This window comes from Massilia genomosp. 1, assembly GCF_011682185.1.
In the GTDB taxonomy this organism is placed as follows: Bacteria; Pseudomonadota; Gammaproteobacteria; order Burkholderiales; family Burkholderiaceae_D; genus Telluria_A; species Telluria_A rubra.
This window is the reverse complement of the sequence record NZ_WHJF01000107.1, coordinates 1-22,983: the sequence shown is the minus strand read 5'-3', so window position 1 is coordinate 22,983 and position 22,983 is coordinate 1. Positions and strand designations below refer to the sequence as shown.

The 22,983-nt window shown below is 64.2% G+C and carries 23 protein-coding genes and 3 tRNA genes; 10 read left to right on the top strand and 16 right to left on the bottom strand.

What is annotated here, in order from left to right:
* The 7 genes from F1735_RS27615 to F1735_RS27585 form a co-directional block, all read right to left on the bottom strand.
* On the bottom strand, positions 1-223 hold a 223-nt coding region (locus F1735_RS27615; protein WP_229505690.1), incomplete at its 3' end, for a GTP-binding protein.
* Positions 224-327: 104 nt separating this feature from the next.
* Positions 328-402, bottom strand: a tRNA-Thr gene (locus F1735_RS27610).
* Positions 403-459: 57 nt separating this feature from the next.
* A tRNA-Gly gene (locus F1735_RS27605) sits at positions 460-533 on the bottom strand.
* 41 nt (positions 534-574) lie between these two features.
* Positions 575-659 (bottom strand) — tRNA-Tyr (locus tag F1735_RS27600).
* A gap of 273 nt (positions 660-932) precedes the next feature.
* Positions 933-2,489 carry an HDOD domain-containing protein gene (locus F1735_RS27595; protein ID WP_167239912.1) on the bottom strand — a complete coding sequence of 519 codons (1,557 nt, stop codon included), beginning with the start codon at positions 2,487-2,489 and terminating at the stop codon, positions 933-935.
* Positions 2,490-2,512: 23 nt separating this feature from the next.
* The gene (locus tag F1735_RS27590; protein WP_167239911.1) at positions 2,513-4,153 is read right to left on the bottom strand and encodes a response regulator; all 1,641 of its coding nucleotides are present in this window, start codon (positions 4,151-4,153) and stop codon (positions 2,513-2,515) included.
* A 301-nt stretch (positions 4,154-4,454) separates the two neighbouring features.
* A complete protein-coding gene (locus tag F1735_RS27585) occupies positions 4,455-6,047 on the bottom strand; it encodes a DUF3369 domain-containing protein (protein ID WP_167239910.1) in 1,593 nt (530 codons plus the stop codon).
* Positions 6,048-6,327: 280 nt separating this feature from the next.
* On the opposite strand from F1735_RS27585, the gene F1735_RS27580 reads away from it, so the two are divergent.
* Positions 6,328-6,834 carry a chemotaxis protein CheW gene (locus tag F1735_RS27580; RefSeq protein WP_167239909.1) on the top strand — a complete coding sequence of 169 codons (507 nt, stop codon included), beginning with the start codon at positions 6,328-6,330 and terminating at the stop codon, positions 6,832-6,834.
* A 36-nt stretch (positions 6,835-6,870) separates the two neighbouring features.
* Here F1735_RS27580 and F1735_RS27575 read toward each other — a convergent pair whose 3' ends face one another.
* Positions 6,871-7,101: a hypothetical protein gene (locus F1735_RS27575; protein ID WP_167239908.1), complete on the bottom strand. Its 231-nt coding sequence runs from the start codon at positions 7,099-7,101 to the stop codon at positions 6,871-6,873.
* Here F1735_RS27575 and F1735_RS27570 point away from each other — a divergent pair.
* Entirely contained in the window at positions 7,100-7,483 is a 384-nt protein-coding gene (locus tag F1735_RS27570) for a lysozyme inhibitor LprI family protein (RefSeq protein WP_167239907.1), read from the top strand. The genes F1735_RS27575 and F1735_RS27570 overlap by 2 nt on opposite strands.
* Here F1735_RS27570 and F1735_RS37550 read toward each other — a convergent pair.
* The 8 genes from F1735_RS37550 to F1735_RS27530 all read right to left on the bottom strand — a co-directional run bounded on the left by F1735_RS37550 (position 7,475) and on the right by F1735_RS27530 (position 14,399).
* Positions 7,475-7,705, bottom strand: coding sequence for an NIF family HAD-type phosphatase (locus tag F1735_RS37550; protein ID WP_267876704.1), 231 nt, complete (start codon positions 7,703-7,705; stop codon positions 7,475-7,477). The genes F1735_RS27570 and F1735_RS37550 overlap by 9 nt on opposite strands.
* 44 nt (positions 7,706-7,749) lie before the next feature.
* Positions 7,750-8,046, bottom strand: coding sequence for a UDP-N-acetylglucosamine-peptide N-acetylglucosaminyltransferase (locus F1735_RS27560; protein WP_167239905.1), 297 nt, complete (start codon positions 8,044-8,046; stop codon positions 7,750-7,752).
* Positions 8,047-8,126: 80 nt separating this feature from the next.
* Positions 8,127-8,519, bottom strand: coding sequence for a lysozyme inhibitor LprI family protein (locus F1735_RS27555; protein WP_167239904.1), 393 nt, complete (start codon positions 8,517-8,519; stop codon positions 8,127-8,129).
* A gap of 50 nt (positions 8,520-8,569) precedes the next feature.
* Entirely contained in the window at positions 8,570-9,553 is a 984-nt protein-coding gene (locus F1735_RS27550; RefSeq protein WP_167239903.1) for a J domain-containing protein, read from the bottom strand.
* Positions 9,554-9,671: 118 nt separating this feature from the next.
* Entirely contained in the window at positions 9,672-10,823 is a 1,152-nt protein-coding gene (locus F1735_RS27545; protein WP_167239902.1) for a class I SAM-dependent methyltransferase, read from the bottom strand.
* 40 nt (positions 10,824-10,863) lie between these two features.
* Positions 10,864-12,336 carry an ATP-binding protein gene (locus F1735_RS27540; protein WP_167239901.1) on the bottom strand — a complete coding sequence of 491 codons (1,473 nt, stop codon included), beginning with the start codon at positions 12,334-12,336 and terminating at the stop codon, positions 10,864-10,866.
* Positions 12,329-13,039, bottom strand: coding sequence for a response regulator (locus F1735_RS27535; RefSeq protein ID WP_166891901.1), 711 nt, complete (start codon positions 13,037-13,039; stop codon positions 12,329-12,331). Before F1735_RS27535 ends, F1735_RS27540 begins: the two co-directional genes overlap by 8 nt.
* A gap of 10 nt (positions 13,040-13,049) precedes the next feature.
* Positions 13,050-14,399: an ABC transporter substrate-binding protein gene (locus F1735_RS27530; RefSeq protein ID WP_373888589.1), complete on the bottom strand. Its 1,350-nt coding sequence runs from the start codon at positions 14,397-14,399 to the stop codon at positions 13,050-13,052.
* Between the two features lie 459 nt (positions 14,400-14,858).
* Between F1735_RS27530 and F1735_RS27525 the strand changes: the two genes are divergently transcribed.
* The 8 genes from F1735_RS27525 (at position 14,859) to ttcA (ending at position 22,805) form a co-directional block, all read left to right on the top strand.
* Positions 14,859-16,142, top strand: a complete 1,284-nt coding sequence (locus F1735_RS27525; protein ID WP_167239900.1) for a maltoporin — start codon at positions 14,859-14,861, stop codon at positions 16,140-16,142.
* A gap of 101 nt (positions 16,143-16,243) precedes the next feature.
* On the top strand, positions 16,244-17,497 hold the full coding sequence (locus tag F1735_RS27520) for an ABC transporter substrate-binding protein (RefSeq protein ID WP_167239899.1): 1,254 nt from the start codon (positions 16,244-16,246) through the stop codon (positions 17,495-17,497).
* Between the two features lie 209 nt (positions 17,498-17,706).
* Positions 17,707-18,561: a carbohydrate ABC transporter permease gene (locus tag F1735_RS27515; protein WP_229505996.1), complete on the top strand. Its 855-nt coding sequence runs from the start codon at positions 17,707-17,709 to the stop codon at positions 18,559-18,561.
* Entirely contained in the window at positions 18,551-19,417 is an 867-nt protein-coding gene (locus tag F1735_RS27510) for a carbohydrate ABC transporter permease (RefSeq protein WP_167239897.1), read from the top strand. The genes F1735_RS27515 and F1735_RS27510 overlap by 11 nt, the downstream gene beginning before the upstream one ends.
* 33 nt (positions 19,418-19,450) lie before the next feature.
* A complete protein-coding gene (locus tag F1735_RS27505) occupies positions 19,451-20,581 on the top strand; it encodes an ABC transporter ATP-binding protein (protein WP_166891915.1) in 1,131 nt (376 codons plus the stop codon).
* A 117-nt stretch (positions 20,582-20,698) separates the two neighbouring features.
* Positions 20,699-21,478, top strand: coding sequence for an SDR family oxidoreductase (locus F1735_RS27500; protein ID WP_167239896.1), 780 nt, complete (start codon positions 20,699-20,701; stop codon positions 21,476-21,478).
* Between the two features lie 20 nt (positions 21,479-21,498).
* Positions 21,499-21,897: a dihydroneopterin aldolase gene (locus tag F1735_RS27495; protein WP_166891920.1), complete on the top strand. Its 399-nt coding sequence runs from the start codon at positions 21,499-21,501 to the stop codon at positions 21,895-21,897.
* A complete protein-coding gene (ttcA, locus tag F1735_RS27490; RefSeq protein ID WP_167239895.1) occupies positions 21,894-22,805 on the top strand; it encodes a tRNA 2-thiocytidine(32) synthetase TtcA in 912 nt (303 codons plus the stop codon). Before F1735_RS27495 ends, ttcA begins: the two co-directional genes overlap by 4 nt.
* The last annotated feature ends 178 nt before the right edge of the window (positions 22,806-22,983 follow it).

The window sequence follows — 22,983 nt, the reverse complement described above, 5'->3', positions numbered from 1 at the left end:
GGTTAGCCGTTTCGTACTCGACGTGCGCGGTGTTGATGGTGATGCCGCGTGCTTTTTCTTCCGGTGCTGCATCGATCTGGTCGTATGCTTTTGCTTCGCCGCCGAATTTCTTCGACAGAACGGTTGCGATCGCTGCCGTCAGGGTGGTCTTGCCGTGATCAACGTGTCCGATGGTACCGACGTTGACGTGCGGCTTGGTCCGTTCGAATTTACCTTTTGCCATTTTAGACTCCTAACGATTTTTGAGTGTGACCAGGCACGCGCCTGACTAACTATTGAATACTGCGAATGTTGCGAGTGTCGCAAGTGCCATAAAGCACTGAATTCTGGTGCCCTTTACGTGGATTGAACACGTGGCCTCTCCCTTACCAAGGGAGTGCTCTACCACTGAGCTAAAAGGGCGATTAGGTACTACGATTTGCGATCTTGCTGCCACCGATCGCGCATTGCATGAAGCACTGGAGCGGGTGAAGGGAATCGAACCCTCGTCGTAAGCTTGGAAGGCTTCTGCTCTACCATTGAGCTACACCCGCGAGTTACTACTTCACCGACTACAACATCTTCTGCAACAACTTGGTGGAGGGGGCTGGATTCGAACCAGCGTACTCATAGAGAACAGATTTACAGTCTGTCGCCTTTAACCACTCGGCCACCCCTCCGCGAGGAACCGCAGAGTATGAAGCAAGATCAATCTTCTGTCAATTATATTTGCAGGGTGCTTTCTGCTATCTCACTGACCTCTTGCTTCGGGGCGTGATTGTAACGGGAAGATGTCGGAATGTGCAAGGGCTTGGCGAAAAAAGGTGAAATCTTTTTTGGACGCCACTTTTGAGTAAGTACGTTAGCCTGTAAACCGTCATTCCCGCGCAGGCGGGAATGACGGAGCGAATGGTTTCGGGTGAAAGGCGCTTACTTACACAGCCGCGTAAGTACTACGGCGCCAGCGCCAGCAGCACCTGCCCTTTCAGGGCCTTGATCAGCGACGTCTCGTCCGGCGGCACGCCCTCCGGCGCCACCACGGCGCGGTCGGCGTAGAACAAGCCCACCTGCACCTTGCTCACCACCAGCGGCAGCACGATGAAGCTCCTGGCGTCCGGCAGCAGGGCGCGGTGCCAGGCCGGCAGCAAGTCGCGGATCTTGGGACTGGCGGCGTCCGCGATCATCAGATCGGCGTCGTTCTCCATGGCCAGATGGAACAAGTCGCGCGCCGCGCCCATCGGAAAGGCAAACCCCGCCTGCAAGCGCCCATGGTCCTCCCCGAACGCCACCCGCGCCCGGTACTGCCCGCTGCGCGCGTCTTTCAGGCACACCGTGGCAAAACGGAATCCCATGCTCCTGTACAGCGTCTCGAGCACCGCCAGGATGACATCGTTGACCTTGGCGTCGCCGCCGGCGCGCAGTTGCGTCACATCCTGCACCCCGGCCAGCAGCAACTCGCGCGCATTGTGCGGCTTGCCGCTCGGATGGGCCTTGCCCTCTCCGCTCTCGCCCGCGTCCATGGTCGCCAGCAGCAGCACATTCGGCAAGCCGCCAGTGTCGAGCGTTTCCTCGTCGCGCGGCTGCGGCTCCATGTTCATGCTGCGCAGCAGCGCCGTCATTTCGGTCTGGACCGTCCCGAACAAGCCCTTCATCTGGTCGGCAGTCAGGTTCAGCGCCACGCCATAGCGCAGCTGCAAGGCCTGGAACTCCTTGCTCTCGGACGGACTGGCCGACCGCCCCAGCAGGCGCGACACCTCCATCGAGAACGACGCCACCTGGCGCATCCACTCGCCGCGGTTGATCGCCACCTTCTGCGCGCCCGCCTGCAAGGGGCTGAGCGAGCGGACGATAACGTCGGGAATCTTCCACTCCGCCATCACCGCCTGCGACAGCGCGTCGTAACTCGATCCCAGGATCATCTGCGAGGCCTGGCCCACGCTGTGGGTGCCGCCCTTGACCAGGGCGTTGATCTCGCGATAGCGGTCGTGCTCGTGCGAAGCCACCAGCAGCGGGCCGAGGTTCTTGAACAAGGCCCCGATCGAGGCTTCCTCGGCGCCCTGGTAAAAGCTGTGGCGCGCCATTTCGCGGCCCACCAGGCTGGCGCACAGGGCCGCTTCGAGCTCGATGCGCACGCTGGTGGCGTGCGCGCTGTTGGACAAGGCGTCCACCAGCAGCATGGCCAGCGCGGTGGTGCGCACATTGTCGAAGCCGAGCAGCGAGATGGCGCGCGAAATCGTGGTGACGGTGGTGCCGGACTTGGTGCGGTAGGTCGGCGTATTGGACAGGCGCAGGATGCGCTGGGTCAGGGCCACGTCCGACAGCACGTAATAGGCCAGGTCGTGCGTGCCCTCGTCCTCGGACGAGGCCATCTCGACCACCCGCGCCACCGAGGCGCCCAGGGCGAACATGTCTTCGTCGCCGCAGACCTTGTGGATCAGGGAGGCGCGCACGCGGCGCGTGTCGCCGTCGGGATAAGCGGGTGAAGCCGGAGGAGGAGAAACGCTGGGCATGGGCACTCGAAGTGAGGCGACAATCAAGCGGGCGCGCCGGCTTTCCTGCGCGCACCTTTGTCGTATTTGGTCAGGATCTGCTGATGCAGGCCGGCCAGGGCCGGCAATTTGGGGTTGACCGGGTCGAGCCGGCGCACATTGTCGATCAGCGCCAGCGCATCCTGGGCCAGCAGCGCGTCCCAGCCGACGTTTTCCAGGCACTTGAGCACGGCGACGGCGGCATTGAAGACCACTTGCGGATTGTCGGGCAACTTGCCGACCGCCTCGAGCATCAGCTCGACCGAGCCGCGGTAGTCGCCTTCGTTGGCCTTGGCCGCGCCGGCCGCCACCAGGTCGACCACGGCCTGGCGGCTGTCGTGCGCCACCGACAGGGCCAGGTCGGTGCGCCCGGCATGCTCGAACACCGCCATCGCCTTGGCCATGACGGCGCCGTTGGCGGCGTTGCGCATCACCTCGCTCATGACCTCGGCCGCGCCGTCTTCCATATTGTTTTGCAAACAGTTGCGCGCGAGCTCCATCTTGACCTCGGGCGAGAGCCCGCTGCTCAGGCGGCAAGCCGTCAGCGCGGCGCTGAGCGACTCTTCCAGGCGCACATCGTTGCCGGTGTACTCATGCACCATGGCCGACGAAATGGCGCTGCACACGGCCGTGTTCTTTTGCCCGCCCATCGACTTGTCGAGGTCGCGGATCACGGCGGCCGCCTGCACCGGGTCGCCCTTCTTCACCAGGGTCTGCACCAGCTTGAGGTGGTCTTCCGGATCGCGGAAGGTTGAATACTTGGCCTTGCTCACCACTTGCTTGAGCACTTTTTCGGCGGTCTCGGTGTCGCCCGTTTCCAGCGCCACCTCACCGAGCTTGCGCAGGCGCCGCACCGCGTGCGGCGAGACCGCGACCGCGTCGCTCAAGACCGCCTGCGACTTGTCCAGCTCGCCAATGGCCGCGTGGGTGCGCGCCAGCCAGTCGTAGGCGTCGACGAATTTCTTGTTGCTCTCGACCAGCGCGGTCAGGATATCCCTGGCCTCGTCGAAGCGCTCGCGCAGGAACAGGGTCTTGGCCAGGCCCAGCCTGGCCCAAGCGATGGCCTTGGCGTCGAACAGTTGCTGGTAGATCGGTTCGGCCAGCTCCGGCTCGCCCAAAAACAGGTGCAGCTCGGCGCGCAGGCGCAGGAAATCGACCGCGTAGCGCGGGTGCAGCCGCATGCCGTCGACGCAGGCGTCGATCGCGTCGCGCTGGTTGCCCTCCTCCATCAATTGATACACCGGCATGAACACATTGCGCTTGTCGAGCGCGCGCCCGATGCGTTCGAGCAGCAAGTCGGCCGTGAACGGCTTGAGGATGTAATCGGTGGGCGCCAGTTCGGCCGCGCTGACCACCTTGCTGTAATTGCCTTCGGCGGTGACCATGATGAACATGGTCGTCATGGTCATCAGCTGATGGTGGCGCAAGTCTTCCAGCAACTGCTGGCCATCCTGGCCGCCGTCGAGGTCGTATTCGCACAGCACCACGTCGAACGATTTCAGGCCCAGGTGCTTGATGGCGGCGTTGGAACTGGCGGCATGCTCGATCTTGCTCAGGCCGCACAGGGTCAACATGTTGTGGATGCTGGCGCGCATGCCCGCATGCGGCTCCACAATCAACGCGGTCAATCCCTCGAGTTCGTTCATCTCTTGTTTTTCCGATCAGCTTGTGGCGGTCCATGGTCCGCTAAGAGCCTATGTCGGCAGGCCGGGGGAAGCAGGGGCAAGGCGCGAGGAGGCCGCATGGCTAGCCATGCAACGACGAACAACGCCCGCCCCCGCCTGCCAGGCGCGCCAGCTGCGACTCCGGGCTACCGACATAGGCTCTCAGTAAGTCGGCACGCTGGTTTTAGTATATTACGGCAGGGGAACGAAATAGTTGAATTCCGCCGCGCGGAACGGCGAAGCCGATGCAGGAATACGACACCGGCCCCGCTACGGGATGGGATCAATCGTCCTCGATATCGACCAGCATGGGCGGGCTGGTGTCGATGATTTCGAGCAGGGCGGCCACCACCTCGGGATCGAACTGGGTCCCGCTGCGCTCGCCGATGTAGCTCACCACGTCCGGATACGGCCACGGTTCCTTGTACGGGCGCCGGTGCAGCAGCGCGTCGAACACATCGACCACGGCCACGATGCGCGCCGCCAGCGGAATGTCGCGCCCGCTCAAGCCCTCGGGATAGCCGCCGCCGTCGAAATGCTCGTGATGGGCGCCGGCGATCTGGGCGCCGTAAGTCAGGTAGCTCACGCCGTCGACCATGCTGGCGGCGCGCTCCAGGATCGAACGGCCGATCTGGGCGTGGGTCTGCATCACGCGCCGCTCCTCGGGCGTGTGCGCGGCCGGTTTGAGCAGCACATGGTCGGGCGTGGAGACCTTGCCCACGTCGTGCAGGATGCTGGCCAGGCCGATCATTTCCAGCAATTGCGGGCTCAGGCCCGGATCGTCCACGCCGCGCTGCTTCATGCGCTGCGCGATGCGCGACGACAAGTCCTGGACCCGCCGCACATGGCCGCCGGTGCCGTGGTCGCGGAATTCGGCCAGGTCGGCCAGGGCCACCACGGTCGCTTCCTGGGCGCGCCGCAATTGGCCGAACATGTACAGATTGTCGAAGGCGGCCGCGATGCGCTGGCAAAACACTTCCAGCAGGTCGCGCTGGATCGGCGCCAGCGGCCACGGCGGCGTGACCGAAATGCACAGCTGGCGCTCTTCCTGGGTGTGGATGTAGAGCACGTTGACCGGATGCTCGAACTGGCTCTGCTTTTCGCGGAAGGCCTTGGCGATCGCCGGCATCAAGGGATGGTCGGCCGGCAGCGCCTCGCTGTCGGCCAGCGCCGTGTAGTGGCCGGTGGCGGCCACCACGGTCGGCCCGCCGGTGACGGCCGACATCACGCACAGCACGCCGTCGGCGCCCACGTCGAGGATCGCGCTGACCTGGTTCAGCACGCCCGAGGCGAATTCGCGCAGGGAATGGATCTGGTACAGGTTGGTGGCGCCGGCCAGGATCTTGCCGAGACCGATGCGGCTGCGTTCGAGCATCATCAGGCTCTCGTAGGCGCGCAGGGCCGAGATGACGGTGGTAAACAGCTTCTGCGTGGTCAGCTCGGTCTTGGCCTTGTAGTCGTTGATATCGTATTCGATGATCACGCGCTGCTCGGGCGCCTGGCCCGGCTGGCCGGTGCGCAACACCACGCGCACGATCTGGTTGTTCAATTCCTCGCGGATGCGGCGCGCCAGGATCAGGCCGGCGTCATCGGTTTCCATGACCACGTCGAGCAAGACCAGGGCGATGTCGGGCGTGTCGCGCAGGATGCGGAAGCCCTCGGCCCCGCTGTAGGCGGAAAACAGTTCGAGCTCGCGCCCCTTGAACGCCACATTGCGCAGCGCCAGCCGGGTGACCGCATGCACATCGACATCATCGTCAACGATCAGCACGCGCCACAGGCGCTGGTCGATCGGGGCGGTGTTGACGTCGCCGCCGGACTCGTCGTCTTCGTCGAGCAGCCAGTTATCGTCCGATGCATCTGAAGGGTCGGTCATACAGGCTCCATGAAGGCCCCGTCTGCGGGGCGGCGTACGCGATGCGAATCAAAACAGCTGGTTCCTGCCCGACCGTAACTTTAAGCAAACAGTGCAACTGTAACATCGGCACTGCCAGCTTTTTACCAATCAAATTATAAACAATGTTTTGTCCAAGTCGAGCACGACCACATTCATATTTTGTGAGCTGGCAACAGCACGGCTCGTCATTTGGCGCCGCATCTGCTACTCTTGGAAAGCACAGGCGCCCGCCGCGGCGCCGCTTTGACAAGGACCACTTATGCAAGTTCCTTCTTCGACTGTAGCCGGTGGCGGGCCATCCGGCAAGGATATCGCGGGCCACGAATTCCTGGCGTTCACGCTCGGCTCGGAAGAATACGGCATCGACATCCTCAAGGTACAGGAAATCCGCGGCTATGAGGCGGTGACGCGGATCGCCAACGCGCCCGAATTCATCAAGGGCGTGATCAACCTGCGCGGGATCATCATTCCCGTGGTCGACATGCGCATCAAGTTCCACCTGGGCACGCCGGTGTACGACCAGTTCACCGTGGTCATCATCCTCAATATCGCCGGGCGCGTGATGGGCATGGTGGTCGACAGCGTCAGCGACGTGACCACCCTCACCCCCGAGCAAGTCAAGCCGGCGCCGGAAATGGGCACCGCCTTCGGGTCCGACTATTTGATCGGACTGGGCACCATCGACGCGCGCATGCTCATTCTGGTCGACATCGACAAGCTGATGTCGTCCGCCGACATGGGGCTGATCGAGTCGCTGACGAGCTGATCCGCAAGCCCCGGCGCGCTCAGCCGAAAAAGAACGTCATGAACCCGGCTTCGCCATCAGGGCCAAGCACGCGGCGGGCGATGGCGCGCCTCTCGTCGAGGAAGGCGGGCAGCGGCTTGCAATCATCGTCGCGCACAGCGTCGTCATACTTCCCATCAGGGTGTCGCGGCTGGGCGCAAGCCGCACATCCTGCCCTGCCTGCGCGACAGCCGCTTCGATGGCGAACGTGATACGATTTTTTTTAATCAAATTTTTCAACGACACCATGACATTTCCAGTACGCACCCTTTGCGCAGGCCTGTTCGCCGCCATCGCCACCATCAATCCGGCAGCGGCGGCCGATGATTGCAAGGACCCGATGACGCAGTACGACATGAACCGATGTTCCGCCAAAGATGCCGGACGCGAAGATGCTCTCCTGAACAAGCACTACAAGGAGCTGACAGGCAAGGTCGACGCGAAGGAAAAAGCCCAAATCAAAACCGTGCAACTGGCCTGGATCACATTTCGCGACCTGCAATGCAATTACGAGGCGGACAGGTATGAAGGCGGCAGCATGCAGCCGCTGGTCCACTCATCGTGTTTGTACGACATGACCAAGCAGCGCAATACAGAGTTGGTCAAGATGATCAAGGAAGTATCACACTAACAGCAGCGCGTTTAACGGCTGCAGCAAGGCCGGCAGCGCCACGTCGTCGCGCGCACCGCTAAACGGCGCCACAAGCAAGTGGCAACGCGGCTGTCTGCAAATCTTCTCCGGACTGTCATCGATGATGCTCATGCGCTCGAGCGTATAGCCGAACTTCTGCGCCTTGCGCAAATCCTTGCACGTCGAAGTCGCAGGGATAGTCGAGCGCAAACTCGCTGGCATGCACCAGCGTTTCGTCGAGGTCGAATATCAGCAGGCGGCGCGGTTCAGGTTCCATGCGGATCGAAGTAGGCGGCCCAGGTGATGGCGCACGGCTGCATCCTGGCGGCGGCGCCGAACAGCGCCAGCGCCTGCCTGCGGGTGCCGGTGTTGAACACCGCCACCGCCAGGTTGAAGGTGGTGTGGCGATCGGGCGAGCCCTGCGCCAGCGCTGCGCGCAGCACCGCTTCGGCCTCGTGGTACAGCGCGCGGTCGCACAGGACCGCGCCGAGGCAGGTCAGCACCTGCGGATCGTGCGGATGGCTGGCACGCGCGTGCTCAAGCAACGCCTGGGCGGCATCCATGTCGCGGTCCCAATGTTCGAGGCGCTGCCAGGCCTGGTCGACCAGTTGGTGCGCTTCAATGCATTGCCGTGCGGTGTGACTCAGAGAACCCGCGCCAGGTTTTCCAGCTCGGTCGCGCGTGCAGCGCGTGCGCTCATCGCACACTCCTCGGCCAACAGGATCGCCGCCGTACCGCCGTCGGGATCGTGATAAAACATGCAGTTCGCCTCGACGTATTTCAGCCACAGCCGCTGGGCTTCCTGAAGCTGCTTCTTGCGCTCGCCCTGCTGGCGCGCCATCAGCGCCCGATACGCGACATTGAGGCGCTTGTCCTGCGCGTCGTACTGCACAGCGATGCATTCCATGATCGCCGGATTGCTGACGGCCTTGTCCATGCAGCGCCGGTACTGCTTGCTGCCCGCGCCATCCTGGGCGACGGCAGGCATGGCGCCGGCGGCCAGCGCCAGCAAGAGAATCGAACGCAATAAAGTCATGGGGAAAATCCAGATAAATCCGGGCGCACCCGGGATGAAAACATCCGGGCTTAAGCCGGTTCAGCAAGAGGCGGCGACGACGCCTGCTTGCGCCGCCCCACGCATTCGGCATGGCTGCCGCCCACGTCCACATTCTGGTAGCGCACCTCGTACTTGCCCGCCGTCAGGCGCTCGACCAGGAAGCTCTCGCGCGCCAGCACGTACACATGGCGCACGTTCGAACGCCGGTCCAGGTCGAATACCTTGACCAGCACCGGCGAGCCGTTGCGCGAGTTGTCGATGCGGATCTGCGTCTCCACTCCCTGGTTGCCAACCGGGAAACCATCCACATAGCCCGACTGCACCGGCCACGGCTCGCCGTTGGGCGCGATCAGCGAATGCAGTTCGGTTTCGCAGTCGGCCACCCGCGCCGGCACCACCAGCTCGGTCACGCCGAGCGCGCGGATGTCGGGCGGCCGGGCGCCGGCGTCGGCCACGTGCGGCTTGGCCACGGCCCAACTGTCGGCGCGCGCGTCAGGCGGCGCCTCGACCCGCGCCGGCGCCGAGGCAAAAGCCGGCGCCGCCGCCCGCTGCGCGCCCAGGGCCGACGCCAGCGCCTCCGGCATCACCCGCTCCTGCCCCAGGAAAAACGCGCCGGCCGCGCAACCGAGGCCGAAACACAGCATCAGCCCGAACCACCAGCGCGGGTCGCGCACGGCCCGGTAGGGCGCCAGCACCTCGACCGGCGCCCCATCCCAACCGGGCGCGGCCTCGGCACGCGACTTGTCGCGCCCGTCCTCGCGCGTGCTTTCAAGCCATTCGATTTCCCATTCCTCGGCCGCGATCCACTCGTCGTGTTCCTTGCGCCGCACCGGGTCCGACAAGGTGCCGTAGGCGCTGTTGAGGATCGCCATGATGCGCGCGGCCTTGTCGTCGCCGGGGTTCTTGTCGGGATGGTACTTCTGGCTCAAGGCCTTGTAGGCGGCACGAATGACTTCCTGCGGCGCCAGGCGCGCGACCTTCAGGTTGTCATAATGTGTGTGAATCTTGGCCATTGTCGTCGGGTCGGAGTAGCGGGCGGTCGTCCATGATAGCCGATGTCGTCACGCCGGCAAGCCCGCCCGGCGTAACACACAGTCCATATTGTAGCTTTAGCGCAAGTTGCCAGATAGTCTACAGACGATGGCTGCGGTCGGCCCGCACCAGCGCGTCCGGCAGGGCCACGCCGTTGCCGACCACCAGCACCTTGAACAATTCGCCCATTTCCGCCGGGGAAACGAGTTTTTGCAGGGCGCCGGACTGCGGCAGATAGCCCAGCAGGTCGGACGGGTCGTGCCGCTGCAGCAGCAGCTCGCCAATGCCGGCGCCGAGCAGGAAGGACGCCTGGTTCATGTAGGCCAGCACGTCGAGCCCGGCATCCTGGGCGGCCAGCGCCATGGCGGTAAAATCGACGTGGGCGGTGATGTCCTGCAAGCCGGGCAGGTAGAACGGCTCCGGATGGGCATGGTGGCGGTAGTGGCACATCAAGGTGCCCCCCATGCGCTGGTCGAGATAGTATTCGTGCGCCGGAAAACCATAGTCGAGCAGGATGGCGGCGCCCTTGCCCTTGCCGAACATGCGCGCCAGCGTAGCCATGAAGCCGCAGGCGACCGGATGCACTTCGGTCAGGTAAGCGTCGGGCAGCAGGTCGGCCTCGGGAATCTGGCGCGCGATGTGGGCGGCCAGTTCGTCCCCTGGCGCGCGCGCAGTCCAGGCGAATTCGCCCTCTTCCACCGTCACCATCATCTCGCGCCAGCCGTCGGCATCCTTGCGCACCAGCGCCACCGGCATGGCGTCGAGCACTTCGTTGGCCAGCACCACGCCATCGAACGTGCTTGGGAAGTCATCGAGCCAGTACACCTGCGGGAAGTCCTTTAACGCTTCCTGCTGGCGCGCGCGCAGTTCGCCCGACAGTTCCATGATCGCGTAGCTGTCCACCTGTACGCCATCGGCCGCCAGCGCGGTGAGCACGTCGCGCGCCAGCTTGCCGGTGCCGGCGCCGAATTCCAGCATGGCCGGCGCGCTTTGCGCCATGATGGGCGCGGCCACCCGCGCCAGCGCGGCCCCGAACAGGGAACTGATTTCGGGCGCGGTGACAAAGTCGCCCGCCGCGCCGAGCTTGGAGGCGCCGCCGGTGTAGTAACCCAGGCCGGGCGCGTACAGGGCCAGCTCCATGAAACGGGTAAAGGAGAGCGCGCCCTCGTGCTGCGCGATCCCGGCGGCGATCAGGTTTTGCAGGGCGTGGGACGCGGCCAGCGCGTCGTTGTCGGGAACAGGTAGGGTCATGCGGGCATTGTAGCGACTAGCGCCGGGATGAACAATCGGGTCAGTCGGGGTCCACCGAGGTCGACCCGTTGGGCAGCACCAGGGTGGCGCAAAAGCCGCCGCCTTCGGCGTTTTGCAGCAGCAGCTGGCCGCCGTGGGCCTGGGCGATGCCGCGCGCGATGCCCAGGCCCAGCCCCATGCCGCTGCTGTTTTGCCTGCGCCCGTGTTCGAGGCGGACGTACGGTTCGAACAACTGCGCCAGCGCGTCTTCCGGCACGCCGGGGCCGTGGTCGCGCACGGCGATGCGGATGCTCGATCCGACCGCGCGCACCGCGATCTGGGCCCGCTCGCCGTAATGCAGCGCGTTTTCCAGCAGGTTGCCTATGGCGCGCTTGAGCGCGAGCGGCTTGGCCGTCACCGACAGCCCGACCGGGTCGAACGAGACTTCGTGCCCGGCCAGCTGGGCGCCGCGCACCATGCGCGCCAAAAAGGTGTCGAGCCGGATTTCGGTCGGCGTTTCGTGGATGTCGCTGTCCTTCACGCACTGCAGCGCGCCCTTGACCATCATTTCCAGTTCATCGATATCTTCGTGGAATTCGGCGCGCAGGGTGTCGTCGTCGAGCAGTTCGGCGCGCAGTTTCAGGCGCATGATGGGCGTGCGCAGGTCATGCGAGATGGACACGAACAGGCGCTCGCGGTCGTCGATATAGCGGCCGATGCGCTCGCGCATGGCGCCGAACGCGCGCGCGGTATTGACGAATTCGCGGCTGCCGGTTTCGGGCAAGGCCGGCATGCGCTCGCCGTTGCCGAAGGCGGTGGCCGCCTCGGACAAGGCCGCGAGCGGGCGCGTGGTCCAGCGCACCACGGGGATCGACAGCATCACCACCGCCAGCAGGGACAGCGCGTGCAGCAGCAAATGATCGCGCGTAAAGAGCTTGCCGCTGTCGAGAAAGTACGGACTTGGCATCAGGGTGGCCAGGTACAGCCAGTGGCCCGCTTCCATTTCGACCTGCATCAGCAGCACCGGGGCCGGCTTGGCCAGCATGATCTGGCGCACCCGGTTTTCGGGCAGGGCCGACAGGCGCGTGCCGTCGTCGCCCACCACCAGCTGTTCGGGCCACACGAACGCCACGCGCACGTTGCGGTGGTTGGGCAGGTCGGCGTGCAGGGTCGATTGCACATTGGCCAGCGCGATGTCGGCCAGCGGCTGCGGGCCGATGCTTTCGGCCGCCACCGGCGCGCGGTTCAGGTTCACGAAAAAGCGCGTGCCGCCCATCTCGCCGAATTGCTGGATGATCAGCGGGCGGTAATTCGGCGGCAGGCTGACGAAAAAACGCACCGCGCTGGCGGCGCTGTGGCCGAGCTGCTGGGCGGCGTTGGCCACTTCGACCTGCGACTCGGCGCGGCGCTGGCTGGCCCAGATGTAGTTGCCGGCCAGCTGGGTCAGCATGACGCCGGCCACCATCAGCAAGGTCAGCCGTCCGAGCAAGGATTGCGGCAGGCAGCGCTCCCAGCCGCGCGGGCGCTTATTCATGGCTGCTCGAGACGCTGGCGGCGAACACGTAGCCAGCCCCGCGCACGGTCTTGATCAGCCAGGGTTGCTTGCCGCAATCGTTGAAGCGCAGGCGCAGGCGGCTGATCTGGACATCCAGAAAGCGGTCGAACGGCCCGGCGTCGCGCCCGCGCGTGGCTTCGCACAGCACGCTGCGGTCGAGGATTTCGCCGGCGTGGTCGATGAAATACTTGAGCAACTGAAAGTCCAGCCCCGACAGCGGCACCAGCGTGCCGTTGTGGTCGACCGCGCTGCGCTCGACGTTGTCGATGGTAAAGCCGCCGAAGCGGTGGTAGCGCGGCGGCGCGGCCGCTTCCATGCCGGTGCGGCGGTGGATCGCCTTGATGCGCGCCAGCAATTCACGCGGGCTGTGCGGCTTGGAAATATAGTCGTCGGCCCCGAGTTCGAGCCCGACCACGCGGTCGGCTTCGTCGGAACTGGCGGTAAGCATGATGATCGGCACGTTCGAGCGCCGCCGGATCGCCTGGCACAGGGCGAAGCCGTCGGTGTCGGGCAGCATGACGTCGAGGATCACCAGCGACAGGGTGTCCACGCTGCGGTTGAATTCGGTGAAAAAGGATGCGCCGTTGTGGGCCAGGGTGACCGAGTACTGATTCTTTTCCAGGTAGGTCTTGAGCAGTGTCCTGATCTTCTGGTCATCGTCGACGATAAGGATGTTTCGCATTGTAAGTCTGTTACCTGTCTTGCGGGCGGCGGCCGATGACGCCTAAACGGCGTTGGGTATCGGCCACGCTGACCCTTTCGTTAAGAAAAAAGCGGTGCAGCTCGGCCACCAGGGCGTCGCGTGCGGTTTCGTCGGTGGCCATGCGGTGTACCATGCTCGGCGCCTGTCCGGCCGCCGAGGTGGCGAACAGGGTCCAGGAAGCGCGCGCGCAGGCATCCATGGCGCCCAGGTCGGGGGCGCGCAAGACCGGCACCGAGCCCTTGACCCGGCTGTAGTCGCGCTGCAGGGCCGGCTGCATGACCATGGCCGCCAGGGTTTCCTGGGCGGCGCGCTGGGCCGGGCGCTCGGCCAGCATGCTGAGCATGTCGATGTTATACAGGTGAAAGGCGGCCGTGCCCGGCACCGCGCCGCAGCCGAAATCGCGCTCGCTGTTCAATCCCATGGCGTTCAGCTCGCCCTTGGCCCAGTCGCCCATGACCAGCATGCCGGCGCTGCCGTCGGCCAGCTTGCGCGCTTCCTCGGCCCAGGTCAGCTCGCGGATGGGCGCGCCCATCCATTTCTTCAGGCCGCGCAGGCGGGCCAGGGCGCGCCCCAGGCGCGGATCGGTGAAGGCGGCCGGCTCGCGCTGCTGGAACAGTTGGCGGAAATACACCGCCCCGCCTTCAGCCAGCACCAGCGTTTCGAACAGGGTGGCGACCTGCCACGGCTCGCTGCTTTGCGCCAGCGGCGTCACGCCGGCGCGCGCGAGCACCTCGGCGGCCCGTTCGAACTCGGGCCAGGTGAGCGGCGCGGCCAGGCCGTGGCGGGCGAACAGGGCGCGGTTGTGAAACAGGATATTGATACGGTGGATGCCGAGCGGGGCCGCCACCACATGCGGGCCGGGCCGGATCAGGGCCGCAACGCCGGGCAACAATTGGCGATCCCAGTCGCCGCGCGCGGCCACCTGGTCGAGGTCGGCCAGCAAACCGAGGCGGGCCCAGTCGCGGATCACGATGCCGTTGAGTTGGGCCACTTCGGGCGCATCCTTGGCCAGCACCCGGCTGCGCAACACGATCCCGGCGCCGATGCCCGAGCCGCCCGGCACCATGGCGTCGCGCCACTGCACGTTTTGCTGGCCCAGGCGCTCGGCCAGCAGGTCGACCGCGCGCCGCTCGCTGGCCGACTGCCACCAGTGCAGCACTTGCAGCGATTCGCCGTGATCGGCATTGTTCGGCGCCTTGGGAGCGGCTACGGCCTGTAAGGGCACGGCCAGTAGCGGCACGGCCAGTAAGGGCACGGCCAGTAAGGGCACGGCCAGCGCCAACAGCGCCATCAGGCGCTTGCCGCGCCAGTCCTTGCGGGCGCTTGTCTGCTGGGGCACGTTGTCCCTTGTCGCTTGCGCCTCTATCACGCTCTCCTGTTTGCGGGACAGTGTATAACGAAAATTCCACACGCAAAATGTAATTTTACTACAGCACTATGCAAAGTTCTTTTGCGAATTGTTTCGTTTTGTTGCAGGCGGCATGCGCCTGTCCGGCCACCGATGACGCCCCACGGCACAGTGACAGCGCGGGCTTGCGCGCTGCCGGCGATTGTAAGTTTATGTTGCAAGCTCAGCCGCCGCAAATAGAGTTTTATCATACAAATCAGTCACTTGTAATATTACTCATAACCATATGCAAGAAGTGGCCGAAGCGGGCGACACGATGCTACTGTCGCCCACGTTGTCGCTTGAACACGCAGAACGGTGGCCGGGATGTCGACGAAACAGTGCCACAAGCGTGCTGAACAAGGTAGCGCCACCTCGCCCCGCTACTTTACATACTAATAAGGAGACTAAATGAAACGTATTACCAAAAGCACATTAGCCACCGCATTGCTGCTCGCCTTCGCCAGCAGCGGCGCCATCGCGGGCGACCATGAGACCGAGGGATTCCATGGTTACCTGCGCGCCGGTGTGGGTTCGGCCAGCGAAGGCGGCTCGCAAAGCTGCTATGGCCTCGGTGGCATGACCATGTCTTATCGCCTCGGCAACGAGTGCGACAGCTTCACCGAATTCGGCTACACCCACGCCTTGGCCAAGTCGGCCAACGGCGCCACCTTTGTCGGCACGTTCTGGGTCGACGCCTACAAGAACAGCTCGGACTTCGGCGACGCCAAAATGGCGGTCTCGAAAGCCTATGTGGAAGCGAAAAACCTGCCATTCATGAATGGCGGCATTATCTGGGCCGGCAAGCGTCACTACTACCGTCCCGACATCCACATGCTGGACATGCAGTACATCAACATGAACGGCACCGGCGGCGGCGTCGACGGCTACCCGCTCGGACCGGGCAAGATCAGCTACGCCGTGTTCAAGGACAACGACGACAACGTCTACGCCACCGATCCGCTGACCGGCGTGCGCACCCTGCGCAGCACCAATTCCGCGCTGCGCCAGAACATCGTCTACGAAGGCTTGCCGGTCAATACCGACGGCACCCTGGACGTCGCGGTCAGCCTGATCCATGCCCAGAACGACAACGACAACATCAAGACCCACGACGGCTACCAGGTCTCGCTGTTCCACCGCCAGGCCAAGTTCCTGGGCGGCGGCAACACCTTCGGCGTGCAATACGGCGTCGGTCCCGGTACCGGCATCAACGGCCCTTGCTGCGCGCGTATCGGCCCGTCGGGCAGCACCCTGCTCGGTTCGGACGTGACGCGCGTGCGCGTGTTCGACGATATCGTGATCCAGCCAACGCGCGACTTCAGCATGGAATTCGTAGCCCTGTACCAGCGCGACAAGTCGGACCTGGGCGGCAGCAGCACCTGGACCACCGTCGGCGCGCGCCCTGTGTACGCCCTGGCCGAAAACTTCAAGATGCAAGCCGAACTGGGTGTAACGCGCCTGAAAGACAAGGCCAACCCGTCGGCCCAGCGCCTGACCAAGCTGACCATCGCCCCGACCATCACCCTGGGCCGCGACTACTACGCGCGCCCTGAACTGCGCGCCTTTGTCAGCTACGGCAAATGGAACGACGCCGCCAAGGGCGCCGTGAACGCCTTCAACAATGGCGGCCCGGTGTATGGCGACAAGACCAGCGGCACCTCGTACGGCGTGCATCTGGAAGCATGGTGGTAACAGCAGCAATGAGGTAGCAAGGGTGCGCGGTACACGCCGCGCACCCTTGCCAATGTAATCAAACTCGCAGTCAAACCAAAAAATCGTTGGAGACGAACCAGATGAAAATCAAACAAATCAAATTCTTCCTGGCCGCGGCCGGCCTGGTCACCCTCGCTGGCATGGCGCAAGCGGCGCCGCAAGTCGAAGTGCTGCACTACTGGACCTCCGGTGGCGAAGCCAAGTCGATCGCCGAACTGAAGAAAATGATGGAAGCCAAAGGCGTCGTCTGGAAAGACTTCGCGGTCGCTGGCGGCGCTGGCGAAAACGCCACCACCGCGCTGAAAGCGCGCGTGATCGCCAACAGCCCGCCAACGGCCGCCCAGATCAAGGGCCCCGCCATCCAGGAATGGGGCAATGAAGGCGTGCTGGCCAATATCGACAGCGCCGCCACCGCCGGCAAATGGGACAGCCTGCTGCCACCGGTCATCTCCAACGTGATGAAATACAAGGGCCACTACGTCGCCGCGCCGGTCAACGTCCACCGCGTCAACTGGCTGTGGATCAACCCGGCAGTACTGGCCAAGGCCGGCGCCAAGACCCCGACCAACTTCGACGAATTTTTCGCCGCCGCCGACAAGATCAAGAAAGCCGGCCTGGTGGCGGTCGCCCACGGCGGCCAGCCATGGCAGGACACGACCATCTTTGAAACGGTGGTCCTGGGCGTCGGCGGCGCCGACTTCTACAACAAGTCGCTGGTCAAGCTCGACCCGGCCAGCCTGACCGGCCCGACCATGATCAAGTCCTTCGAAACGCTGGCCAAGATCAAGACCTACATCGACAAGGATGCCGCCGGACGCGACTGGAACCTGGCCACCGCCATGGTTATCAACGGCAAGGCCGGCATGCAATTCATGGGCGACTGGGCCAAGGGCGAATTTACCGCCGCCGGCAAGGTCGCGGGCAAGGATTTCCTGTGCGTGGCAGCGCCTGGCACCGAGAAATCGTTCACCTTCAACATCGATTCGCTGGCCATGTTCACGGTCAAGAATCCGGAAGAGCAGAAAGCCCAGCTGACCCTGGCGTCGGCCGTGATGAGCCCGGAATTCCAGGAAGTCTTCAACCTGAACAAGGGTTCGATCCCGGCGCGCGCCAACATCGCCCGCACCAAGTTCGACAGCTGCGCCACCAAGTCGATGGATGACATGGCGACCAGCAACAAGGGCAACGCCCTGCTGCCAAGCCTGGCGCACGGCATGGCGCTCGATTCGGCCAAGGCCGGCGCGATCCAGGACGTGATCGCCAAGTTCATGAACTCGACCATGACCCCGCAGGCAGCGGTGCAAGCGCTGGCCAAAGCGGCAAAAACGCAATAAGCTTCCTGTAGCACCTCCGCGCGGCCCACGGTCGCGCGCGTACCTGCCAGGCCGGCGCCCGCACTGACTCAGGCACGACGCCGGCCTGCACCCGTCTTTTGGAGATCTAATTCATGTCCGCTTCCTCCCTGACTTCCAGTCCGGGGCCGCAGGCGCGCACGCGCGCCCCCGCGGTTCCCTCGCGCTGGGCCGCCCGCATCGACGCCTGGATGGCGCGCCTGATGCTCGCGCCCACCATCCTGATGTCGCTGGTGTTCGTGTACGGCTTCATCGTGCTCACCGCATTTTTGTCGCTGACCGAATCGCGCATGATGCCGCGCTTCGAGTACGCCGGCTTCGGCCAGTACACCGCCCTGTTCGGGCTGGACCGCTGGTGGACCGCCGCCGCCAACCTGGGCATCTTCGGCGGCCTGTTCATCCTGTTATGCCTGGCGATCGGCCTGACCATCGCCATCTTGCTCGACCAGCGCATCCGCGCCGAAGGCGCCCTGCGCGCCATCTACCTGTATCCGATGGCGCTGTCGTTCATCGTGACGGGCGCTGCCTGGAAATGGATTCTCAATCCCGGCCTGGGGCTGGAAAAAATGCTGCACGACTGGGGCTTCGTCAACGCCAGGGTCGACTGGCTGGTCGACTCCGACATGGCGATCTACACGGTGGTCGTGGCCGGCGTGTGGCAGTCCTCCGGGTTTGTGATGGCGCTGTTCCTGGCCGGCCTGCGCGGAGTGGACGACGCCATCATCAAGGCCGCCATGGTCGATGGCGCCAGCCTGCCGACGATCTACCTGCGCATCGTCATTCCGGCGCTGCGGCCGGTGTTCTTCAGCGTGCTGCTGGTGCTCTCGCACATCGCCATCAAGAGTTTTGACCTGGTCATGGCGCTGACCGCGGGCGGGCCGGGCACCTCGTCCGACGTGCCGGCCATTTTCATGTACCAGTTCTCGTTCACGCGCGGCCAGCTGGGCCTGGGCGCGGCGTCGGCCATGATGATGCTGGCCACCGTGCTGGCGGTACTGGTGCCGCTCATGTACCTCGAAACCAAAGGAGCGCGCCATGGTCGCTGAACAACCCCGCCTCACCGCCGGACGCATTGTCATCTACGTGCTGCTCACGCTGGTGGCGCTGTACTACCTGGCGCCCCTGTACGTGATGCTGACCACCTCGTTCAAGTCGCTCGAACAGATCCGCACCGGCACCATCCTCGACCTGCCGATGGCCCCGACCACCGAAGCCTGGTCGCGCGCCTGGAGCGGCGCCTGCACCGGCGTGCGCTGCGAAGGCCTGGCGCCCTACTTCTGGAACTCGGTCAGCATGACCATTCCGGCGGTGCTCATTTCGAGCCTGATCGGGTCGATCAACGGCTACGTGCTGGCGCACTGGCGCTTTCGCGGTTCGAACGTGGTGTTCACGGCCCTCATGGTCGGCTGCTTCATCCCGTTCCAGGTGGTGATCCTGCCGATGGCGCGCCTGCTCGGCATGGCCGGCCTGGCCAACACCACCACCGGCCTGATCATCGTCCACATCATCTACGGGGTGGCGTTTACCACGCTGTTCTTCCGTAACTACTACGTCACGGTGCCGGAAGAACTGGTCAACGCCGCGCGCATCGACGGCGCCGGCTTCTTTACCATCTACCGCCGCGTGATCTTCCCGCTGTCGCTGCCGATCTTCATGGTGTGCTTCATCTGGCAGTTCACCCAGATCTGGAACGACTTCCTGTTCGGCGTGGTGTTCGGCGGCGCCGATGCGCAGCCGGTCACGGTGGCGCTTAATAACCTGGTCAACACATCGACCGGGGTAACCGAATACAACGTCAACATGGCCGCCGCCATCATCGCCGCTTTGCCGACCCTGGGGCTGTACCTGGTGGCCGGTAAATACTTCGTGCGCGGGCTGACCGCCGGCGCGGTCAAGGGCTGATTTCAACTCATTCAAGGCAGGAGAAACACAACGATGGCCAGTTTATCGATCCGCAATGTGCGCAAGGTGTACCCGAACGGCGCTGAAATCTTAAAAGGCATCAACCTCGAGATCGAGGATGGACAATTCCTGATCCTGGTCGGCGGCTCCGGCTGCGGCAAGTCGACCTTGCTGAACATGATCGCCGGCCTGGAGACGGTGTCCGAAGGCGAAATCCTGATCGGCGACCGGGTCGTCAACGACGTGCCGCCGAAGTCGCGCGACATCGCCATGGTGTTCCAGTCGTACGCGCTGTACCCGACCATGACGGTGCGCGAAAACATCTCGTTCGGCCTGGGCATCCGCAAGGTGCCCAAGGCGGAACAGGAAAAGATCGTGGCGCGGGTGGCCGAAACCCTGCAGATGACCCACCTGCTCGACCGCAAGCCCGCCCTGCTGTCGGGCGGCCAGCGTCAGCGCGTGGCCATGGGCCGGGCGATTGCGCGCGACCCCTCGCTGTTTTTGTTCGACGAACCGCTCTCGAACCTGGACGCCAAGCTGCGCGTGGAGATGCGCGCCGAGATCAAACTGATGCACCAGCGCCTGGGCACGACGATTGTCTACGTCACCCACGACCAGATCGAAGCGATGACCCTGGGCGACAAGATCGCCGTCATGCGCGACGGCGTGGTGCAGCAGTACGGCAGCCCGCAAGAAATCTACGACCGCCCGGACAATCTGTACGTGGCCGGCTTTATCGGTTCGCCGTCGATGAATTTCTTGAAAGGCAAACTGGTGCAGCACGGCGGCGGCACGGCGTTTACGCTCGACGTCGATGGCGACATCGCCCTGCTGCCGCTGCCGGCCGGCGGCACGGAATACGGCGCCTTGCACGGGCGTGAAGTCATCCTCGGCATCCGTCCCGAGCACGTCACCGACGCCCTGAGCGCGCGCCAGTCGCATGCGCACGAAGGGTACGAACCGACCGAAGTGACCTGCCTGGTCGAAATGACCGAGCCGACCGGTCCCGATACGCTGGTCTTTACCTGGGTTGGCGGCGTGCGCGCCACCTGCCGCACCCACCCGCGCGCGCACGCCATGCCGGGCGAACGCATCAACCTGGCCTTCGACCTGTCCAGGGCGATCCTGTTCGATCCGGTGACGGAACAACGGATGGGGGCATAAGGGCTTCCTTTTAGGAGGCTTGAGCGAACTTTAGGCGATAATAGCGACTCGCGCCGGCACGGCGCCCGATCCGCGTGTTTTTCTGTCGATTTTCAGCCAATAAGTTTCTGCTCATTTATGCAACAAGCCGCACCCACCGAACGTCCCCCGGTCGCCCTCGTGACCGGCGCCGGACGCCGCATCGGCCGCGCCATCGCGCTCGGCCTGGCGCGCGCCGGCTGGGACGTGGCGCTGCACTACCGCGCTTCAGAAGCCGAGGCGCGCGCGGTGGCCGACGCGATTGAAGCGCTGGGCCGGCGCGCCGCCCTGCTGCAATGCGACCTGGCCGACGAAGCCGGCGTGCGCGCCCTGCTGGGCCGCGCGGCCGCCGCACTGGGGCCGGTCGGCTGCGTGGTCAACAACGCCTCCCAATTCGATTTCGACAGCGCGGCCGACTTTTCGCCGGCGCTGCTGGCCCAGCACATGCAGGCCAACGTGGCCGCGCCGATCCTGCTGGCCCAGGCCCTGCACGCGGCCACGCCAAGGGGCGAACAGGCGGTCGTGATCAACCTGCTCGACCAGAAGCTGTACAACCTCAATCCCGACTTTTTGTCGTACACCCTGTCCAAGGCCGCCCTGCACACCGCCACCAGCCTGCTCGCGCAAGCGCTCGCGCCCACGGTGCGCGTGGTCGGCGTGGCGCCCGGGATCACGATGGTGTCGGGCGAGCAGACCGAAGCCGGCTTCGAACAAGCCCACCGCAATACGCCGCTCGGGCAATCGAGCACGCCCGACGACATCGTGGCCGCCGTGTGCTACCTGGCCGGCGCGCGTGCGATTACCGGCACCACCCTGGTGGTCGACGGCGGCCAGCACCTGGTGCCGCTGGCGCGCGACGTGATGTTCCTTACCAAATAAAACAACCTGAAAGACTCCCTATGCTGTCCGCCCTGACCCACCCCAAGCTGAGCGCCTGCCGCCGCCTGTTCCTGCGCAATTACGAAGTGATGATCAACATCGGCGTACACGACTTCGAAAAGAAGGGCGAGCAGCGCGTCCTGATCAACGTCGACCTGTACATCCCGCTGGCGCTGTCCACGCCCAGGGACGACCAGTTACAGGAAGTGGTCGACTACGACTTCATGCGCGAGACCATCGCGCGCCGCATGGCGCAAGGCCACGTGCATTTGCAGGAAACCCTGTGCGACGACGTGGTGCGCTCGATGCTGGCGCACCCGAACGTGCGCGCGGTGCGGGTATCGACCATGAAGCCGGATGTGTATCCGGACTGCGAAGGCGTGGGCGTCGAAGTATTCCAGATCAAGGAAGAAGCATGAGCGAAGCGGACCTGATCGAGCGCAGCGAGCTCAGTGGCGACAAGCTGGCCCACGAAAACCACAAGCTGCACAAGCGCCTGTGCCGCCTGGTCGGCCAGGCCATCGGCGACTTCAATATGATCGAAGACGGCGACAAGGTGATGGTGTGCCTGTCGGGCGGCAAGGACAGCTACGCGCTGCTCGATATCCTGTTGACCTTGCGCGAGCGCGCGCCGATCCACTTCGAGATCATCGCCGTCAACCTGGACCAGAAGCAGCCGAACTTCCCGGCCGATATCCTGCCGGCCTACCTGAGCAAATTGGGCGTGCCGTTCCACATCGAGAACCAGGACACCTACAGCATCGTCAAGCGCCTGATCCCGGAAGGGAAAACCACCTGCTCGCTGTGCTCGCGGCTGCGGCGCGGGATTTTGTACCGGGTGGCCGATGAACTCGGGTGCAACAAGATCGCGCTGGGCCACCACCGCGACGACATCCTCGAGACCTTCTTCCTGAATATGTTCTTCGGCGGGAAACTCAAGGGCATGCCTGCAAAATTGGTGTCGGACGACGGCAAGCACATGGTGATCCGCCCGATGGCGTACGTGAAAGAAGCCGATTCGGAGCGCTACGCCGAGGTCAAGCAGTTCCCGATCATCCCGTGCGACCTGTGCGGCTCGCAAGAGAATTTGCAGCGCAAGCAGATCAAGAATTTGATGCGCGAATGGGAGAAAAAATATCCGGGCCGGGTCGAGAGCATTTTCTCGTCGCTGTCCACAGTCGTGCCGTCGCACCTGATGGACCAGGATCTGTTCGGGTTCAAGGATATCAAGGCCGATGGCGTGGCCAGCCCGCTGGGCGATATCGCGTTTGACGAAGAACCATGTTCGACGCCGGTGATGGGGACGATTCCGTTGCAGCCGATGTGAGACTGGCGCTTCAAGCTGAAGTCTTATGCTGAAAAGCCCGCTGATGCGGGCTTTTTTACGTGCGCCCAGCATGGGCGCACTCTTGGAGGTGCAAGTCCTCCCGCAAGCTGACCACAGTGAGCGAAGTGAAGCGCAACTGCGGAAGGGCGACCGACTGTGGGGAGGAAGCGTGGAGCGA

What these genes read in the sequence shown, in the direction of transcription:
- F1735_RS27595 (WP_167239912.1), bottom strand. Translation starts at nt 2,489, where the DNA reads ATGCCCAGCGTTTCTCCTCCTCCGGCTTCACCCGCTTATCCCGACGGC.
- F1735_RS27590 (WP_167239911.1), bottom strand. Translation starts at nt 4,153, where the DNA reads ATGAACGAACTCGAGGGATTGACCGCGTTGATTGTGGAGCCGCATGCG.
- F1735_RS27585 (WP_167239910.1), bottom strand. Translation starts at nt 6,047, where the DNA reads ATGACCGACCCTTCAGATGCATCGGACGATAACTGGCTGCTCGACGAA.
- F1735_RS27580 (WP_167239909.1), top strand. Translation starts at nt 6,328, where the DNA reads ATGCAAGTTCCTTCTTCGACTGTAGCCGGTGGCGGGCCATCCGGCAAG.
- F1735_RS27570 (WP_167239907.1), top strand. Translation starts at nt 7,100, where the DNA reads ATGACATTTCCAGTACGCACCCTTTGCGCAGGCCTGTTCGCCGCCATC.
- F1735_RS27575 (WP_167239908.1), bottom strand. Translation starts at nt 7,101, where the DNA reads ATGGTGTCGTTGAAAAATTTGATTAAAAAAAATCGTATCACGTTCGCC.
- F1735_RS37550 (WP_267876704.1), bottom strand. Translation starts at nt 7,705, where the DNA reads ATGCCAGCGAGTTTGCGCTCGACTATCCCTGCGACTTCGACGTGCAAG.
- F1735_RS27560 (WP_167239905.1), bottom strand. Translation starts at nt 8,046, where the DNA reads ATGGATGCCGCCCAGGCGTTGCTTGAGCACGCGCGTGCCAGCCATCCG.
- F1735_RS27555 (WP_167239904.1), bottom strand. Translation starts at nt 8,519, where the DNA reads ATGACTTTATTGCGTTCGATTCTCTTGCTGGCGCTGGCCGCCGGCGCC.
- F1735_RS27550 (WP_167239903.1), bottom strand. Translation starts at nt 9,553, where the DNA reads ATGGCCAAGATTCACACACATTATGACAACCTGAAGGTCGCGCGCCTG.
- F1735_RS27545 (WP_167239902.1), bottom strand. Translation starts at nt 10,823, where the DNA reads ATGACCCTACCTGTTCCCGACAACGACGCGCTGGCCGCGTCCCACGCC.
- F1735_RS27540 (WP_167239901.1), bottom strand. Translation starts at nt 12,336, where the DNA reads ATGAATAAGCGCCCGCGCGGCTGGGAGCGCTGCCTGCCGCAATCCTTG.
- F1735_RS27535 (WP_166891901.1), bottom strand. Translation starts at nt 13,039, where the DNA reads ATGCGAAACATCCTTATCGTCGACGATGACCAGAAGATCAGGACACTG.
- F1735_RS27525 (WP_167239900.1), top strand. Translation starts at nt 14,859, where the DNA reads ATGAAACGTATTACCAAAAGCACATTAGCCACCGCATTGCTGCTCGCC.
- F1735_RS27520 (WP_167239899.1), top strand. Translation starts at nt 16,244, where the DNA reads ATGAAAATCAAACAAATCAAATTCTTCCTGGCCGCGGCCGGCCTGGTC.
- F1735_RS27515 (WP_229505996.1), top strand. Translation starts at nt 17,707, where the DNA reads ATGGCGCGCCTGATGCTCGCGCCCACCATCCTGATGTCGCTGGTGTTC.
- F1735_RS27510 (WP_167239897.1), top strand. Translation starts at nt 18,551, where the DNA reads ATGGTCGCTGAACAACCCCGCCTCACCGCCGGACGCATTGTCATCTAC.
- F1735_RS27505 (WP_166891915.1), top strand. Translation starts at nt 19,451, where the DNA reads ATGGCCAGTTTATCGATCCGCAATGTGCGCAAGGTGTACCCGAACGGC.
- F1735_RS27500 (WP_167239896.1), top strand. Translation starts at nt 20,699, where the DNA reads ATGCAACAAGCCGCACCCACCGAACGTCCCCCGGTCGCCCTCGTGACC.
- F1735_RS27495 (WP_166891920.1), top strand. Translation starts at nt 21,499, where the DNA reads ATGCTGTCCGCCCTGACCCACCCCAAGCTGAGCGCCTGCCGCCGCCTG.
- ttcA (WP_167239895.1), top strand. Translation starts at nt 21,894, where the DNA reads ATGAGCGAAGCGGACCTGATCGAGCGCAGCGAGCTCAGTGGCGACAAG.